Below are 16,337 nucleotides of genomic sequence, written 5' to 3' on the forward strand. Positions count from 1 at the left end.
GGTGTTGTATGGTCAATACTGATATTGGGTGAAATTGGCTGAAAGGTATAAATTGCACCTCTCGTCTCCGCCAGTACTTTTCAAATAAACCCAGTAAATTCAATGAGTTACTGGGTTTTTTGTTTTCATAAATTCCTTAAATTATCAAAAATCCAACAGTTTTTTACATATTATGTTGCTTCGCACCAAATAAATGTTGCAACACAACAAAATATTTCTTACAATGGTGCATCGCAACAAGTTATACAACCATCTACTAAATAAAGGATTAACCATGTTCCAGAATCAATTAAACGATCAAATCGCTCAAGCTCAAGCTAAAGCTGTTGAAAACGCTAAACATTTGGCACAAGTTGCTGTTGAAAGTGCGCAAGAATTAGCAGAAATCAACCAAGCTGCTGCTAAAGATGCATTAGCTGCTGCACAAGATACAAGCTCACAATTGTTGGCAATCAAGGATCCACAACAATTGGCTAAATTAGCTCAACCTGAAACTGCTCAAGAAGCTGTTAAGTATGCAACTGCATATCAAGCTAAAGTTAGCAAAGTTGTTCGTAACGGTAACAAAGAAGTTGCTCAAGTGATTGACGCTTCAATCGATGATGCACGTGACGATATGGTTAACTTTGTTAAAGAAGCTACTAAGACAGCTCCTGCTGGTTCTGAGGCATTTGTTGCTGCATTCAAAACTGCATTTGAAGCTTCAGTTCAACAGTTTGACCAAGTTCGCGCAACTGCAACTGATGCATTCGCAAGCTTTGAGAAAAGTGTTGACGCTGCATTGGCTAACATTCAAGGTCAATACGCTGTAGCTAAGCCAGCTGCAAAAGCACGTAAAGCTGCTTAATTCTTAGACTTACTTGCTTCAATAAAAAACCGCCTTCGGGCGGTTTTTTATTTCTCTGCAATAAGCTGCAAAGCTATATGCAGCAATGCATAGCAGGCTCTAATAGTTGATACCGTCAACCGCTTTTAGGTAGCCTTTTAAATATTGCGGTGGAACATATATCACCGTACTGATACCAGCCTTTGAGGAGAGGGTCAGTTGAAAACCGTCCTTCACGCGATCCTTTAAAAAAGCATCAGTCAGATTAATCGACACTAATTCCTTGAAGATGCATCCTCTGGCCTCACACAGACCAGCCTCTTTGGAGATCGCCTTAAAAGTGGTAACTGGTCCATTGAGCAGGGTTGCAGAATCGTAATTGCGCATTTGTGTGAAATAGGTCAAGTGAACCTGGAGTTCATAGGACTTCACTCCTTGCTGGGTTTTCTCGCTACGCAAGTTAAACATTTCATAGGTATTGGATTCATCCATCGTATTGATCGATGGCCCTACATAGGTCTTTCCACCAGGGGTATTAGGGGTGACTATCGTAGATTGATAGACATCATTGACTTCCCAAGCACTAATCTTTTTATCGTTATTGGCACAGGCGATTAGCCCACAGCTGATTGCTAGTAATAATGCAAAACGGTACATATTTAGCTCCTTAGATCCCCAAATCATACTATCGTCTGCCAGCTTCCCTGACCATTCTCTTCAAATCAGGTTGAAGACCTTCGTTTTATCAACTTCAGCGTTTTAGTTCAAAACCTAGGGTTTGTCATGATTAATTTACTGCACTTCACAACTTCACAACTTATGAAGTTGTGTTATAGTCTGATGACTGGGAGAGGAAATGAAGAGACAAATACCGAAAACACATCAAGCCTTGGAGTGGATAGGGAAGGGCATGAGCGCAGCTCAGGCCGCTCGAAAGATGGAGATTTCAGAGTCCAGTGTGTATGCCGCCCTCAGAAAAACGAAGGCAAAAGATATGGGTTGTTGCCCAACATGTGGTCACAAAATAAGGAACTAAGTTGAAAAAGACTCTATTGGTTGTTGTTACTATTTCAGTCGCTGCCTTTGCATACGCAAATACCGCATCCGATTCCTCTGCATTAGTAACTCAGCAGTGCAAGATTTCTGCGGAAGCGGTATCTACATTGAAAGGCCTGCAATACGGCAATACTTCAATTCGTAAAGATGTTGCTAGTTTGATTGATCGTCACTTGAAGACTCAGGAAAATAGAGAGAGCGCTCATAAGAAGTTGAGCTTGATGGTTGACGACAAATCTACTGACGCCAGCGTTCTTGAAGTGAAGTACTGTTCCTAATTCTGGACAGGGCGGTTAAAAAAACCCCGCGCTAGGCGGGGTGTGAATAGTTGACACAATTTTTATCTAGTTAATTCTTGAGAGTGGATAAAAAGTCTTTAATTACTTTATTCTGAAAAGCATTTTCATCTGGAGTTGCGCCAGCCCCAGACAAGTGACCCATTGGCAGACGATCATTGATTGGCATGTACTTGGCTCCAGGAATGAGTTTTGCTGAAGACTTGGCATCTGACTCTGGATTAAGCAAGTCACCGGTACCTGCCAATATTAATGTTTTAGCTTTAATAGATTTCAGTGCCGCTGCCGTATTATTGTCGAAGCCTTTAGTTTGTCCTACGTCATGACGGTCATAGGCACGTGATTGCCAGATCCAGTCATTAGCATCCATTCTTTTCCAACCAGCATCTTGCACCTTTTTAAGGTATTCAATTTCTGCTGCAGGCGTTGGATTTAATTGTTCCTGATAAGCGGGTGTTCTGACGATTACTCCACTTAACCAACCCGACCATAGACGCATGCCTTGCTCCACCGGTTTATCGTATTTGCCGCCTTGGTAGCCGGGGTCAGTCATGATGCTTTGACGAAGCATCTCTAACACGCCGGTAGTCCATGCTGGGGTTTTAGCTAAAGGAATAATTGGAATGATTGCTTGCATGGCATTTGGGTAGGAGACAGCCCACTGTAAGGCTTGCATACCACCCATAGAGGCTCCGATTACCGCAACTAATTTTTTAATACCAAAGTGATCTACAACCAACTGATGTTGTGTGTTGACCATATCCCTAATATTAAATTCTGGAAAGCTAACATTAGCTTGTGCTTTGCTATTGGATGGCGAGGTGCTCAAGCCATTACCAATAGCATCAGTGCAGATGACAAAGTACTTGTCGGTATCTAATGCTTTACCAGGACCAATCAGGTAATCAATGCGATGATGATTTCCGCCAATGGCTGTCACCATCAAAATGGCGTTACTCTTATCGGCATTCAGGGTGCCTTGTGTCGTATAGGACAAATTAAAATCTTGAATGATGGAGCCATTCTCTAGTTGAAAGTTGCCCTCAGAATAGAGTTGATGAGCCGGTTCAGTCGGCTTATGGGCTAGTGCATTGAGTGAGGTAATTGTGAGGGCGAGCGCAACGCCCTTCATAATGGCTAAATACATACTTGTCTCCTTTTATTATTATTTATTTATAGCAGGATTTTCTGATGACCCAGGCATTTGAGTGTGCAGAGTGCGGTAATCCTAGATTTTTAATGGGCTCCTGTCAGCATTGTGGGAGCACAGAGTTACCCAGCGTGTTTGTAGATGTCACCGAATTCAATATTAAGCAGGGCTTTCCAAATGTTGAAGAGGCCTTGGACCATTTAACTGAATATCTGAGAGCTGCTTATGAGCTTGGTCTGAAGGCGATCGTTTTAATACACGGCTATGGCTCATCTGGTGAGGGTGGTCGTATTAAATGGGCGATTCATGAGGCGCTCGAAAATAATCGGTTTGCTGATCGGGTTGAGGAGTATTTCTATGGGGAGAATGTTCCCTATGCAAGCCCAGCTTATCAGGATTTATTGAAAAAGCGCCCAGGTTTAAAACGGTATTTAAAGCACTTCAAGGCTGGCAATGCAGGTATGACAGTTTTATTGCTAGGTTCTGCCCCCAGAAGTACTTAGAATAGACAGGTATCTAGGAAACTCTTATGACCACTCAGAAATCACAACACGCCATTCCTCAAGAAGCATCAACTTCTAGCGCAGATCAATTAATCGGTGAATTTAAATCTCTAATGGCCGATGCTGAGGCTTTAATTCAGGCTACTGAAGATCATCCCAGTGAGACAATTAGCGCTATTCGCCAAAAGGCGCTTGAAACTATCTCCGGTGCTAAGGAAAGTCTATCAAATCTTGAGGGGACTTTGACCGAAAAAGCTAAGTTAGTTGCTGAAGGTGCGGATGATTTTGTGCATCGTAATCCGTGGGAGGCAGTTGGTGTTGCTGCTGGCTTAGGCTTATTAATTGGTCTTTTGATCCGTCGTCGCTAGGTTCGTATGTCTCAAGAAAATTTACTCTCCTCCATTAAAAACCTTGCCTCAACGGGTGCATCTATTGCGCAAACTCGCTTAGAGCTTTTATCGGTTGATGTGCAAATTGCCAGAAACAAATTGATCAGCCTGCTGGTAATGATTGTGAGTGCCTTATTCTTTTTATTCTTTGGCTTGGTAATGTTGGCTTTGCTCATCGTCATCTATAGTTGGGAATCTGATCGGATGTTAGCTTTAGGCTTGCTCACTACCGCATTTATCTCCATCGGCTTAATTTTGGCGCTTGTGATTATGCAAGCGTTACGCAATATGCCTAAGTTATTCGAAGCATCGATTGTAGAATTCGCTAAAGACAGGGAAGAGCTTTCGCGCTAAGGTATGGGCAATACACTCAAAGCCCTGGAGGCTCGTCGTCAAGAGCTTCAAAAAAGATCCAGCCATGAGCGCCTTGAATTTTCTCAGCACTTTGAGCCTTGGGAGAAGCCACTCTCATGGGCTGATAAGGGTATTGATGCCTTCCACTTTCTCAAAGATAACCCATTACTATGGACGAGTGCCTTTGCGGCCCTAGCTCATTACAAGCCTAAGTTGGCTAGCAAGGTTTTAGCGGTTGGTTGGGGTGCTATGAAGTTGCTCAAGAGTGTCAAGCGCTTAGTCTAGGTCAAGATTTAGCTAATCAATACAGATTTATTCAGTATTCCATGTTGATTCAGAATAGCACTGCCATTGAGTGCGCCTATTTCAAGCAGCGTAATCGCACCACAGACAGTAAAGCCAGCATTGCGAATCAGCTTATCAGCAGCTATTAAAGTACCTCCAGTTGCCAGTACATCATCAATCATCAAGACCCGAGCATCTTTTGGCAGGGTCGACTGCTGAATTTCCAAGGAGTCTGAGCCGTATTCCAAGCCATAAAACTCTCGATGGGTCACTAAGGGAAGTTTATTGGGCTTTCTGGCGAGGGCTAGGCCTTTATGAGCATGATGTGCAAGGGCGGAGCCAAAAATAAAGCCTCGCGATTCAATCCCTAAAATATGGGTATAGTCAAATGATTGGGCTAATTCATCGAGCTTCGCAATCGCTTCTTTGAAGGCTGCTGGGTCTGCTAATAAAGGGGAAATATCTCTAAACAGAATTCCAGGTTTCGGAAAATTGGGTACACCGGGTAGATAATCTAATAAATTCATATATGGCAGACATGAAAACGAATTACCTCATTATTACCGCATTAGAGACTGAGCTCAAGCGCGAGGTGCTCCCGTCAGGCGTTGAGATTGTCTACTCTGGGATTGGCAAAATAAACGCAACGATCGCCTGTGTCAAAGCAATGCATCAATATACGCCTAATCAGATTATTAATTTTGGGACCGCTGGGAAGGTGAACCCTCAAATTCATGGCTTAATAGATATCGGCAAGGTCATTCAGCGTGATATGGATACAGAGCCGCTTGCTCCTCGAGGCCAAACCCCGTTTTGTAATAAGCCATCAGAATATCTCTCATCTGGAAAATTTCTATGTGGTACTGGCGATAGCTTTGTGACTGCGCAGGATCCTTGGCTCAATAGTCAAGGGGTTGATGTTGTCGATATGGAGTTGTTTGCGCTCGCAGCGGTAGCGCATCAGCATCAGATTGTATGGCGGTCATTCAAATATATTACTGATGATGCTAATGAAAATTCTGGTAATGATTGGCAAGAAAAAGTAAATCACGGGCAAGAGCTATTCATTGATAAACTCAAGCAAATCATGAGTTAAGCCTATCAATAGGATTTGTATGAATACTCCAAAACCTTGGCTAAAAAACTATCCTGCAGGAGTCCCGCAGGAAATTGGCGACCCTTCTCATGCATCCTTAACCGAATTCTTAGAAGAATGCTTTGATCGCTTTAGTAATCGCAAGGCAGTGGAGTCGATGGGCAAGTTTTTCACGTATGGTCAAATTGATCGATTATCAAAAGACTTTGCTTCCTATCTTCAAACCCTGGAATTAGATCGGGGAGCACGGGTAGCCTTGATGTACCCCAACGTGATTGAGTATCTGATTGCGATGCTTGGAACACTGCGTGCGGGCTATACAGTCGTCAACATTAATCCACTCTATACCTCACGAGAGCTTGAGGCTCAATTGCAAGATAGCGGAGCTAGCGTATTGGTGCTGATGGAAAACTTTGCTAATACATATCAGCAAATAGCAGAACGGCTGACTTTAAAACAAGTCATTATCAGTAGTCCCGGGGAGCTCTTGGGTTTAAAAGGACATATCGTCAATTGGGTAGCCCGGAATATCAAAAAGATCGTGCCAGCATGGAATGTTGCGCACACCAACTTTAAAGACGCCCTGACCATAGGTAGTCGACATCCATTTCATCGACCTGAGATTGGCCTGGATGATATTGCCTTCTTGCAATATACCGGCGGCACTACTGGAACCTCCAAAGGGGCGGTTTTACTCCACCGCAATATTCTTTCTAATGTGATGCAAATTGAGTCTTGGTTAAATCCGGGTCTAAAACATAAACCGGATCAACAACTGAATTTTTTATGTGCGTTACCCATGACCCATATTTTTGCCCTCACAGCTTGTGCTCTTTTGGGTATAGCTAAAGGGGCCTTATTAGTCCTGGTAGCAAACCCAAGGGATATTGATGGCTTTATTAAGTTGCTGATCAAGCATCCCAAGATCAATATTTTTCCAGGCGTCAATACACTCTTTCATGCATTGATACATCGCCCCGAGTTTAAGAAGGTCAAGCTACCGCATTTATTGGTCACTATTGGTGGGGGCATGGCGGTGCATAAGAAAACTGCCGATCACTGGCAGGCGCTGACAGGTTCGCCCATTGCCCAAGGCTATGGCTTATCTGAAACATCACCCGTAGTTTGCGTCAATAGCCCTTTAGAGAAACACTTTACAGGACATATTGGTGTGCCCATGCCCAGTACAGACCTTGTGATTCTGGATGATGATGAAGTAGAACTACCCCAGGGCACTCCCGGTGAGATTTGCATTAAAGGGCCACAGCTGATGGCGGGCTACTGGAATAAACCAGAAGAAACTGCGCACTGCATGACGGCTGACGGCTACTTTAAATCTGGCGATATTGGCCTGATGACTGAGGATGGCCATATTCAAATTGTTGACCGCAAAAAAGACATGATCGTGGTTGCCGGCTTTAAGGTTTTCCCAAATGATGTGGAAGATGTCTTATCTCAAATGCCTGGCATTAAAGAATGCGCAGTGATTGGCGTTCCGCACCGCAAGCTTGGTGAGATTGTCAAAGCTTATATCGTCAAATCAGATCATCACATTACTGAAGCAGGCGTTTTGCAATACTGCAAAGAGCATCTGACTAGCTACAAGAGACCAAGAAAAGTAGTATTCATTCATGAGCTCCCAAAATCTAATGTTGGGAAAATTCTCAGGCGCGAACTCAGAAATATTTGAGGAAAATTACTTGCTAGGAGTTTTGCCCACCATCTTGGCAGCTCTTAAGAAGTCAAAGTCCACGCCTTTATCTGCTTGAGTAACAGTGTCGAGGAATAGCTTCTTGTAGCCGCGCTCAGCAGTTGGGGAGATGACTGGATTTTCTTTGGCGCGTTTTTCTAATTCTGCTTCAGAAATCAACAGGCTAATCTCCCGGTTTTTGACGCTGAGACGAATGCGATCACCATTACGGACATGGGCTAAGGGGCCGCCAATCGCAGACTCAGGGGTGACGTGCAGCACAATCGTGCCAAAAGCAGTGCCACTCATACGGCCATCCGAGATACGCACAATATCTTTAACGCCAGCACGAGCCAACTTCATCGGAATCGGAATATAGCCAGCTTCGGGCATTCCAGGTGCGCCTTTAGGACCAATATTTTTCAGAACAATAATATCGTTGGCAGTGACATCCAAATCTGGACTATCGATGCGATTGGCTAGGTCTTCTGAGTTTTCAAAGACTACGGCTCGACCTTCATGCTCCATGAGTTTTTCATCTGCAGCAGATTGCTTAATAATAGCGCCACCGGGAGCAAGGTTGCCATGCAGAACGGCAATGCTGCCACGAGGATAAATCGGATTACTCATTTTTCGAACGACATCTTGCTTGAAGCTTGGCGGGCCCGCATCGATTTCCTCGCCCAAGGTTCTTCCCGTTACAGTCATCGTACCCAGTTTTAAGAGTGGTTTAAGTTCACGTAAAAGCGTAGTCATGCCACCTGCATCATGGAAATTTTCCATGTAATGATCACCGGATGGTTTTAAGTCAACTAAGACCGGGGTCTCATTACCCATTTTGTCGAGCGCATCAAGATCAATTTCTAGACCCATGCGTCCAGCAATAGCTGCTAAATGAACAATGCCATTCGTAGAGCCACCAATCGCCAGTAATACCCGCATCGCATTTTCAAAGGCATCCGCTGTCAAAATCTGATCAATCGTTAAACCATCTTTGGCCATCTGTACTGCGCAGGCACCAGTTTCTTCAGCAACCCGAATACGGTCTGCAGTCACAGCAGGAGGTGTGGCACCCCCAGGCACTGTCATGCCAAGTGCTTCGGAGATACACGCCATGGTGCTAGCGGTACCCATTACAGAACAAGTGCCAACGCTGGCAACCAGTTGATCGTTCACTTCATCTTTTTCAACTTCATCAATCTCACCAGCGCGGAATTTACCCCAGTAGCGGCGACAGTCAGTGCAAGCGCCAACCCGTTCACTCCGATGTGAGCCCGTGAGCATAGACCCAGTAATCAGTTGAATAGCAGGTAGACCCGCTGAAGCTGCGCCCATCATTTGGGCAGGAACAGTTTTATCACAGCCGCCAATCATCACAACGGCATCCATCGGTTGTGCACGTAGCATCTCCTCGGTATCCATCGACATCAAGTTACGTAGATACATGCTGGTTGGTGCCGCAAAACTTTCATGAATGGATATTGTCGGAAATTCCATGGGCAAACCACCAGCCAACATCACACCACGTTTAACGGCCTCGAGTAATTGCGGCATATTGCCGTGGCAGGGGTTGTAGGCGCTACCGGTATTAATGATGCCAATGACTGGTCGATCTAAAGCGCTATTGGTGTAACCAGCCCCTTTAATAAATGCTTTGCGTAAAAATAATGAGAAGCCTTTATCGCCATAACTCGTTAGACCTTTGCGCAGTCCTGTTTCCGATGGTGTTTTGTTGTCTTTTGGTTTGGAACTCATGCTTGTCTCAAAGGTTGATGATTAAAAGGCTGTTTTGCTCATTGTAGCTATTTGGGCGTAGTATGACCTAGTGGTTGCCACCCCAACGGTATTGCCAGGAGATGCCAACAGCGTTGTAGCTCGTATCAGTGCGTGAGTAGACTCCCTTGCTACCAGTAAGTCGAATTGAGTTTTGCTTATCAATTGGATAGGAGAGGGTGCTACCAAAGCGCCAATTTTCTTGTGTACCGTTAACGGGAATCCCATTGACATAAGTTTGACCGCCAGTGAAATAGGTGGCATCAGCAGAGACCCATGCCGTATTGGGGAAGTAATAAATCACATGGGTTTCACCAGAGTAGATTGGGCTTTGTGAAAGGGTGTTATTACCTAAATAATTAGTATTGCTGGTGTAAATGGTTGCCATGCTAGCTAACTCTAGCCTCCAAGGTCCTAGTGCTTGGGAAAGTCCCATGGCTGGCTGAATCAGGGAGCGATTGGCACCAACATTAATCATCTGATTGCTGTTGTACTCACCCCAGGGAATAGTGGCAGCGATACTCGCCCCAATGATTAAGTCCTGTTGATAGTCTCTGAACTGACTGTTGGATAGTGCAGGCGCGCCATAGAGATTGACAGAGGCTTTGATCATGGGATCTGAGAGTCCTTCCGCTGAGGCATTTATCGCTTGGCCACCAACATGACCTGTACCCGATAGCTCCCCATAAGGCAGCGCCAAGGTAAGTCTGCCAGATTGTCCGGCGACATCAATCACGTGAGTCAGACTAACTGCTTGAGTATGGAGGGTGTAAGAGCCACTTTTGGCCTGCGCAATGCCGCCGGTGACAAAGTTCATGCCAATAGGCGCATTAGAGTAAGCGCGGGCTTCTATTTCTTGGGCTTGAACATGAGTGATAGAAAAAGATAAAACAAAGATCAAGCAAAGGCGGGCAGCCAGCACTCGCAAAGATAACTGCCTTAAATACAAATTATTTACTTTCTGAAATGCGGCTGCCGAAAAATAAGCTCAGTACATTTTCTTTACCCATCATCATTTGCATAGCAGTAAAAATGAGATAGGGCCACACTATCAACCAATAGACCAAAGCCATTGCAATAACGTGTAAGGGGTCAGCTTGTCCAAAAGCAGCCATGGAAGCTAGAAAGTTTTTGCCATGAATGGCGCCATCAATCCCAGCTTCGAGATAGTTAAGGGATAAAACAATTGCCAGGTAAATGAAGGATTCAACAAAAAGTGATTTCAGAATGCCATAAGTCTTATTCACTTTGATCGGGAAAATCGCTTGGCCAACCAACATAAATTTTGCCGAAAGCCCAGCCTTGATCAGTGCTAGGCCAAAAATAGTCAGCGAAATAGGGCGCTCATGTAGTGAGGTGACGCCCAAAAACGTGAGAGAGCAAAACCAAATACCAAAATAAATGGACAGGGCTAATGCCTTTTCAGCCTCACCTATCAATCCTTGCAGCAGGCTGCGTTTAGGATCAGTTGTAGCTGGTGTATTGGTCATGAGGGCAATCTATAGGACTGCGATTAAGCATTACAACAAGATTCGCCACTTGCGCATGCAGAGCTCACTTCAACGGGTGCAGGTTCAGTGGTATAGCGAGCAATATAGGCCTTCTTATCTTTTAAGGCCAGCTTGATCCATACAAAGTGTCCTGAGCCGGGTGCAACAGTAATGGGCTCTCCCTGCATATTCCACATCGCATCTAAAACCATATCTTGATTGCCTTGAGGTTCGATGACTTCGAGTTTGTCGCCAACAGAAAAACGATTCTTGACGTCGACCTTCACGCGACCATTAGACTGATCTATATCGAGAGTTTCACCAACATATAAGCTTCTGCCTGAGAGCGAATAACCTCGCATATAGAGTTGATACTCTTTATCGTGGTGGCGTTCATAGAACCCATCGGTATACCCACGGTTGGCTAAGCCTTCAAGATTACCAAGCAATATTTTGTTGAATGGTCTGCCTGCAACAGCGTCATCAATCGCTGAGCGATAAGCTTGGCAAGTGCGAGAAACGTAATAAGGAGACTTGGTGCGACCTTCAATCTTAAAAGAATCTACACCCATCTTAGTGAGCCGTTCAATATGTTCAACCGCTCGCAAGTCTTTGGAGTTCATGATGTAAGTACCATGCTCATCCTCTTCCATGGGCATCAATTCATCCGGCCTTCTGGCTTCTTGGAGCAATACAACATCACCACTTTGATTTTGTTGTCCTGGTTTTACTTTATAGTCCCAACGGCAAGCATTAGTGCAAGCACCCTGATTCGAATCACGATGTGACATGTAACCTGAGAGTAAGCACCGTCCAGAGTAGGCAATGCATAAAGCACCATGTACAAAAACTTCTAGTTCCATTTCTGGACAGTCTTGACGAACCTCTTCAATCTCATCGAAAGAGAGTTCGCGAGACAAAATGACACGACTAATGCCAACTGAACGCCAAAATTTTGCAGAGGCACCATTTACCGTATTCGCTTGCACAGACAAATGAATTGGCATGTCTGGCCAGGCTTCTCTAGCCATCATGATCAAACCAGGATCTGACATGATGAGAGCATCTGGTTTTAGCGCTACAACTGGAGACATATCTCGAATATAAGTCCGCGTCTTTCCACCATGAGGCAATAAATTAGAAACGAGATAAAACTTTTTTCCTAATTCGTGGGCAGTATCGATACCTTGTTTAAGAACTTCAATCTTTCCGAAGTCATTATTACGAACGCGTAAGGAATAGCGTGGCTGACCTGCATAAATAGCATCTGCTCCAAAATCAAAAGCAGTTTCGAGCATTTGGAGGCTGCCCGCGGGGGCTAGTAGTTCTGGCGTTTTCATCATGGGGCTATTTTAATGCCTGCTTAGCCCATTTGCTTGGTGAGAAAGTGCCCTAAATGTGCTTAAAAGGCCTCATTTAGGGGGTAATTCAGACGCTCAGCAGTTTATTCGTCTGCGATGGTGTTACGTAAGACGCCAATAGACTCAATTTCAATCTCACAGATATCGCCTGGCTTCATAAAGACAGGAGGTGTTCTTGCGTAACCTACGCCAGCAGGAGTACCCGTGATCACAACATCTCCTGGCTCTAAAGTCATACATTCAGAAATCAACACAATAGTCTCTGCAACACCCCAAAGAAAATCTTTAGTATTGGCGTTTTGCATCACTTGACCATTTAAGCGTGATTGAATATTGAGACCATCACATCCTGAGGGAAGTTCATCTGGCGTCACTAACCATGGACCGAATGCACCCGTTTGATCAAAGTTTTTACCAATCGTCCACTGAGTAGTTTTACGTTGGTAATCACGAATGCTGCCATCGTTGAAGATGCTATAGCCAGCAACGCAATCTAAGGCATTCTCTAGTGTTAGGTGACGCGCTTTCTTGCCAACAATAAAAGCCAGCTCAGCCTCGTAATCGAGTTTGTCAGACACCTTTGGTCGAATTATCGGACTTAAATGCGCTGTCATGGAACTTGGGCCGCGCATAAAAAAGCTCGGGTATTCAGGTCTCGCGTTACCACCTTCTTTTGCGTGGTCAGCATAGTTCAAGCCCATGCAGACAATTTTCCCCGGTCTTTCAATGGGAACCTTAAAAGAAATCTCTTTGAGGTTGCCGCCGATTGCTTTGGAGTTTTTAAGTGCCAAGGCTGCTCGCTCCAATTGCTCTGGAGATTGAATGATTTCTTGTAAGTTATTCCGAATGAGTGGATCTGTGGCGCACAGATCAATGTAGGTATCGTGACTACCTTTTGAGAGGGCGCCAACACTCTCATATCCATTTGGACCTCTAAAGCCAAATAGCCTCATGTCAATATCTCCAATTTCATTGTTTGATTTCTATCTTAGTCATGCAGTATATGACAGCCTTCATGCATCAAAAGGTCGACTATTCATCCATTTAAAGGCCTCTAGCCTATTAAAGTATGATAACTTTTCAGTCATACGCATGAATATTATTAATTATAAGAAAGCATAAAAACATCATGGATACACCAAGCACGCTGCTCAATGGTGGCCAGATCCTGGCAAATGCATTGGTAAGGCAAGGGGTGGATATTGCCTTTGGTGTGCCAGGTGAGAGTTTTCTTCCCTTATTAAATGGTCTAGTAGATCATCCTAAGTTTCGATTCATTACTTGCCGACAAGAAGGTGGTGCTGCTTATATGGCAGAGGCCTATGCAAAGTTATCCGGTCAGCCAGGTGTATTGATGGTCACGCGTGGACCAGGCGCATCAAATGCCATGATTGGCATGCATACGGCTTATCAAGATTCAACGCCCATGGTTTTATTGGTAGGGCAAGTTGGCACTGATATGGTTGAGCGTGAAGCCTTTCAAGAAATCGACTATCGCCGCATGTATTCAGAATGTGCAAAGTGGATTGGTAGTATTGATCGCGTTGATCGCATTGACGAATTTGTTTCGCATTCATTCCACGTAGCACAGGCAGGGCGCAAAGGACCTGTAGTGTTAGCTTTGCCAGAAGATGTGTTGTATATGACTGGCCAAGAAAACCCTGTGAAGCCTGCTCATATCGTTCAGCCAGGCTTAGATGGGAATGTTTTTCAACAGGCAATGCAAGCTTTTGCATCAGCCAACAAGCCTATGGTCATTGCCGGTGGGGGCAATTGGAATAGTGCTGCCTGTGAGGACTTGAGAAGCTGGGTCAATAGAGAAGGTGTACCGGTGGCGACCAGCTTTCGCTCACAAGATGTCATTGATAATCTAGATCCAGCGTTTGCAGGTGATTTAGGTATCGGTGCCAATCCTGCCTTAGTGAAGCGGATTCAAGAGGCTGATGTTCTTTTGGTGATTGGTGAGCGCTTAGGAGAAATGACAACGGCGGGATACAGCTTATTGTCTGTTCCGCAAACTAAAGCAACATTAATTCACGTCCTCTCAGGACCCGAAGAGTTGGGACGCGTTTATCGCCCAGACTTTGCCCTTAATTGCAGCCCAGAAAATTTTTGCGCAGCACTCAAGACGGTAAAGATGGCTAAGAATTATGACTCAGCAGTCATGAAGACGGCGCATGCTGAGTATTTAACATTCTCAAGCCCGGTAACCGTTCCTGGTGATCTGCAGTTGGCGCAGATTATGGCTTCATTACCAAGCTCTATTCCACGTGACTCAATCATGACTAATGGCGCCGGTAACTTTGCTACTTGGGTGCATCGTTTTTATCCCTATGGCCCTTATAAAACGCAATTAGCTCCAGCCAATGGATCCATGGGTTATGGCCTGCCAGCAGCAATTGCTGCCAAAATAACCAATCCTGAAAAGGTGGCGATTGCAGTTTGCGGTGACGGTGATTTCATGATGAATTGCCAAGAGCTGGCAACGGCAGCACGGTATGACGCCTTTCCAATTGTTTTTGTGGTGAATAACAATATGCTCGGAACAATCCGCATGCATCAAGAGCGAGAATTTACCTCTCGCGTGATTGCCACAGGCTTAACTAATCCAGATTTTGTGAAGTTTGCCGATAGCTTTGGTGTGCCAGGATTTAGAGTGACTAAAACGGCAGAGTTTGCGCCCGCATTTGCAAAAGCGTTAGCAAGCAAGAAGGGCGCATTAATAGAATTGGTGCTCGACCAAGAAGTGATCTCGCCAAGCAAGCTACTTTCTCAATTAGGAAAGTAGCAGGGTCAATCTACCTTCGCTCCAGAATCTTTTACAACCTTAGTCCACTTCGCAATTTCATTTTTGATGAAGTTTGAAAATTGGGCTGGTGTATTGCCAACCGGTTGTGCACCCATGGCTAAGTATTTCTCTTTGACTGCGGCACTATTGATAGCAGCCATCAATACAGAACTATCTTTATTTAAAATATCGGCAGGCATATTTGCAGGGCCCACTACTCCAAACCAAGAGGTAGCTTCATAACCTGGGAGGTTTGCTGCTTCAGCAATGGTTGGCAAATCTGGGAATGCAGGAGACCGTTTAGCGCTCGTCACTGCTAATGCTTTTAAACGTCCAGCCCGAATATAGTTAATCGAAGACGGTAAGTTATCAAACATGATGTCAACGTTGCCGGCCATGAGATCAGTCACTGCTGGCGGGCTTCCTTTGTAGGGGAGGTGAACCATATAGGTTTTAGTCATTGATTTAAACAGCTCTCCAGCCATATGGATGGAGGTACCGTTACCGCTCGATGCCATATTGACCTTGCCTGGATTGGCTTTGGCGTAAGCAATCAGATCATTTACGCTATTGATGTTGTTCTTAGACGCAAATTCTGGATTGAGCACTAATACGTTAGGCAACTCGGCGACCAAGGTAATCGGTGTGAAATCCTTAATCGGATCAAATGGTAATTTACCGCCACCTTGTGTGTAGAGCGGAAGGTTGATGCCATGTGTACCTACTGATGCCATGAGCCAGGTGTAACCATCAGGAGCAGATTTAGAAACAATCTCAGCACCGATATTGCCGCCGGCACCGGGCTTATTGTCGATGATGACATTCCACTTAGCAGTACTTAACAGTTCATTTTGGAGTGGCCGAGCAATATTGTCAGTTGCACCACCAGCCGGGAACGGAACAATAAAACGGATTGGCTTATTGGGGTAATCAGATTGCGCAAAAGACGTTTGCGATCCTGCAAAGAAGGTAGCAATGATGATGCAGCACTGCATTGCACGGCCAAACGCGTTAAAAGGGCTACTTTGAATCATTGCCATCTCCTGTTGATGAAAATCATTCTGATGATGATTTTTAATTGCTTAATTTAAGCATAACAGAGCAAACTGAGGGGATCAAAATGAAAAAGGGCCTAGATTTCTCTAGACCCTTCTGTACGACTCGACACATAGTTAACACTTTATACCGGACACATACTTTACAGTTTTTGGCATAGGAGGGACCACTCTATGCCGTGGAATGAAAGTACGAAGATGGATGAAAAGCTCAAATTTGTGTCG

At 44.7% G+C, this 16,337-nt stretch carries 18 protein-coding genes; 9 read left to right on the plus strand and 9 right to left on the minus strand.

The annotated features are described in order from the left end of the window. The first annotated feature begins 274 nt into the window (after positions 1 to 274). Complete coding sequence (locus tag VC178_RS08440) at positions 275 to 847, plus strand: phasin family protein (RefSeq protein ID WP_215294687.1); 573 nt, start codon at positions 275 to 277, stop codon at positions 845 to 847. 99 nt (positions 848 to 946) lie between these two features. Here the strand turns inward: VC178_RS08440 and VC178_RS08445 are convergent, their stop codons facing one another. Next, the gene (locus VC178_RS08445; RefSeq protein ID WP_323482206.1) at positions 947 to 1,483 is read right to left on the minus strand and encodes a hypothetical protein; all 537 of its coding nucleotides are present in this window, start codon (positions 1,481 to 1,483) and stop codon (positions 947 to 949) included. Positions 1,484 to 1,863: 380 nt separating this feature from the next. Between VC178_RS08445 and VC178_RS08450 the strand changes: the two genes are divergently transcribed. Beyond that, on the plus strand, positions 1,864 to 2,160 hold the full coding sequence (locus tag VC178_RS08450) for a hypothetical protein (protein WP_215294684.1): 297 nt from the start codon (positions 1,864 to 1,866) through the stop codon (positions 2,158 to 2,160). Between the two features lie 70 nt (positions 2,161 to 2,230). Here VC178_RS08450 and VC178_RS08455 read toward each other — a convergent pair whose 3' ends face one another. After that, positions 2,231 to 3,325, minus strand: coding sequence for an alpha/beta fold hydrolase (locus tag VC178_RS08455; protein ID WP_215294682.1), 1,095 nt, complete (start codon positions 3,323 to 3,325; stop codon positions 2,231 to 2,233). Positions 3,326 to 3,369: 44 nt separating this feature from the next. Between VC178_RS08455 and VC178_RS08460 the strand changes: the two genes are divergently transcribed. Genes VC178_RS08460 through VC178_RS08475 form a run of 4 tightly spaced genes read left to right on the plus strand, consistent with a single transcriptional unit; the run spans position 3,370 to position 4,859 of the window. Further along, a complete protein-coding gene (locus VC178_RS08460) occupies positions 3,370 to 3,831 on the plus strand; it encodes a Smr/MutS family protein (protein WP_323482207.1) in 462 nt (153 codons plus the stop codon). A gap of 26 nt (positions 3,832 to 3,857) precedes the next feature. Then, complete coding sequence (locus tag VC178_RS08465) at positions 3,858 to 4,199, plus strand: DUF883 family protein (protein WP_323482208.1); 342 nt, start codon at positions 3,858 to 3,860, stop codon at positions 4,197 to 4,199. A 6-nt stretch (positions 4,200 to 4,205) separates the two neighbouring features. Continuing rightward, a complete protein-coding gene (locus VC178_RS08470; RefSeq protein WP_323482209.1) occupies positions 4,206 to 4,574 on the plus strand; it encodes a phage holin family protein in 369 nt (122 codons plus the stop codon). A 3-nt stretch (positions 4,575 to 4,577) separates the two neighbouring features. After that, the gene (locus tag VC178_RS08475) at positions 4,578 to 4,859 is read left to right on the plus strand and encodes a YqjK-like family protein (RefSeq protein WP_323482210.1); all 282 of its coding nucleotides are present in this window, start codon (positions 4,578 to 4,580) and stop codon (positions 4,857 to 4,859) included. A gap of 8 nt (positions 4,860 to 4,867) precedes the next feature. On the opposite strand, the gene VC178_RS08480 is transcribed toward VC178_RS08475, so the two are convergent. Next, positions 4,868 to 5,386: an adenine phosphoribosyltransferase gene (locus VC178_RS08480; RefSeq protein ID WP_323482211.1), complete on the minus strand. Its 519-nt coding sequence runs from the start codon at positions 5,384 to 5,386 to the stop codon at positions 4,868 to 4,870. Between the two features lie 2 nt (positions 5,387 to 5,388). Here VC178_RS08480 and VC178_RS08485 point away from each other — a divergent pair, with 2 nt between their 5' ends. Together VC178_RS08485 and VC178_RS08490 are read left to right on the plus strand one after the other, a co-directional pair. Beyond that, positions 5,389 to 5,955 carry a 5'-methylthioadenosine nucleosidase gene (locus tag VC178_RS08485; protein WP_323482212.1) on the plus strand — a complete coding sequence of 189 codons (567 nt, stop codon included), beginning with the start codon at positions 5,389 to 5,391 and terminating at the stop codon, positions 5,953 to 5,955. Between the two features lie 19 nt (positions 5,956 to 5,974). Next, on the plus strand, positions 5,975 to 7,645 hold the full coding sequence (locus VC178_RS08490; RefSeq protein WP_323482213.1) for an AMP-binding protein: 1,671 nt from the start codon (positions 5,975 to 5,977) through the stop codon (positions 7,643 to 7,645). A 6-nt stretch (positions 7,646 to 7,651) separates the two neighbouring features. On the opposite strand, the gene VC178_RS08495 is transcribed toward VC178_RS08490, so the two are convergent. The 5 genes from VC178_RS08495 to VC178_RS08515 form a co-directional block, all read right to left on the minus strand. Next, positions 7,652 to 9,400: an IlvD/Edd family dehydratase gene (locus VC178_RS08495; RefSeq protein ID WP_323482214.1), complete on the minus strand. Its 1,749-nt coding sequence runs from the start codon at positions 9,398 to 9,400 to the stop codon at positions 7,652 to 7,654. Positions 9,401 to 9,467: 67 nt separating this feature from the next. Next, positions 9,468 to 10,340, minus strand: coding sequence for a transporter (locus tag VC178_RS08500; protein WP_323482215.1), 873 nt, complete (start codon positions 10,338 to 10,340; stop codon positions 9,468 to 9,470). A gap of 28 nt (positions 10,341 to 10,368) precedes the next feature. Then, a complete protein-coding gene (locus VC178_RS08505) occupies positions 10,369 to 10,908 on the minus strand; it encodes a hypothetical protein (protein WP_323482216.1) in 540 nt (179 codons plus the stop codon). 23 nt (positions 10,909 to 10,931) lie between these two features. Continuing rightward, entirely contained in the window at positions 10,932 to 12,251 is a 1,320-nt protein-coding gene (gene yegQ / locus VC178_RS08510; protein ID WP_416350546.1) for a tRNA 5-hydroxyuridine modification protein YegQ, read from the minus strand. Between the two features lie 101 nt (positions 12,252 to 12,352). Further along, positions 12,353 to 13,222 (minus strand): fumarylacetoacetate hydrolase family protein, encoded by an 870-nt coding sequence (locus VC178_RS08515; RefSeq protein WP_323482217.1) that lies wholly within the window; start codon positions 13,220 to 13,222, stop codon positions 12,353 to 12,355. Between the two features lie 176 nt (positions 13,223 to 13,398). Here VC178_RS08515 and VC178_RS08520 point away from each other — a divergent pair, with 176 nt between their 5' ends. Continuing rightward, positions 13,399 to 15,057, plus strand: coding sequence for a thiamine pyrophosphate-binding protein (locus VC178_RS08520; protein ID WP_323482218.1), 1,659 nt, complete (start codon positions 13,399 to 13,401; stop codon positions 15,055 to 15,057). Between the two features lie 5 nt (positions 15,058 to 15,062). Here the strand turns inward: VC178_RS08520 and VC178_RS08525 are convergent, their stop codons facing one another. Next, positions 15,063 to 16,091: a Bug family tripartite tricarboxylate transporter substrate binding protein gene (locus VC178_RS08525; RefSeq protein ID WP_251369930.1), complete on the minus strand. Its 1,029-nt coding sequence runs from the start codon at positions 16,089 to 16,091 to the stop codon at positions 15,063 to 15,065. Positions 16,092 to 16,337: the final 246 nt, after the last annotated feature.

It is taken from the genome of Polynucleobacter sp. AP-Sanab-80-C2 (assembly GCF_035012965.1).
Taxonomy (GTDB): domain Bacteria; phylum Pseudomonadota; class Gammaproteobacteria; order Burkholderiales; family Burkholderiaceae; genus Polynucleobacter.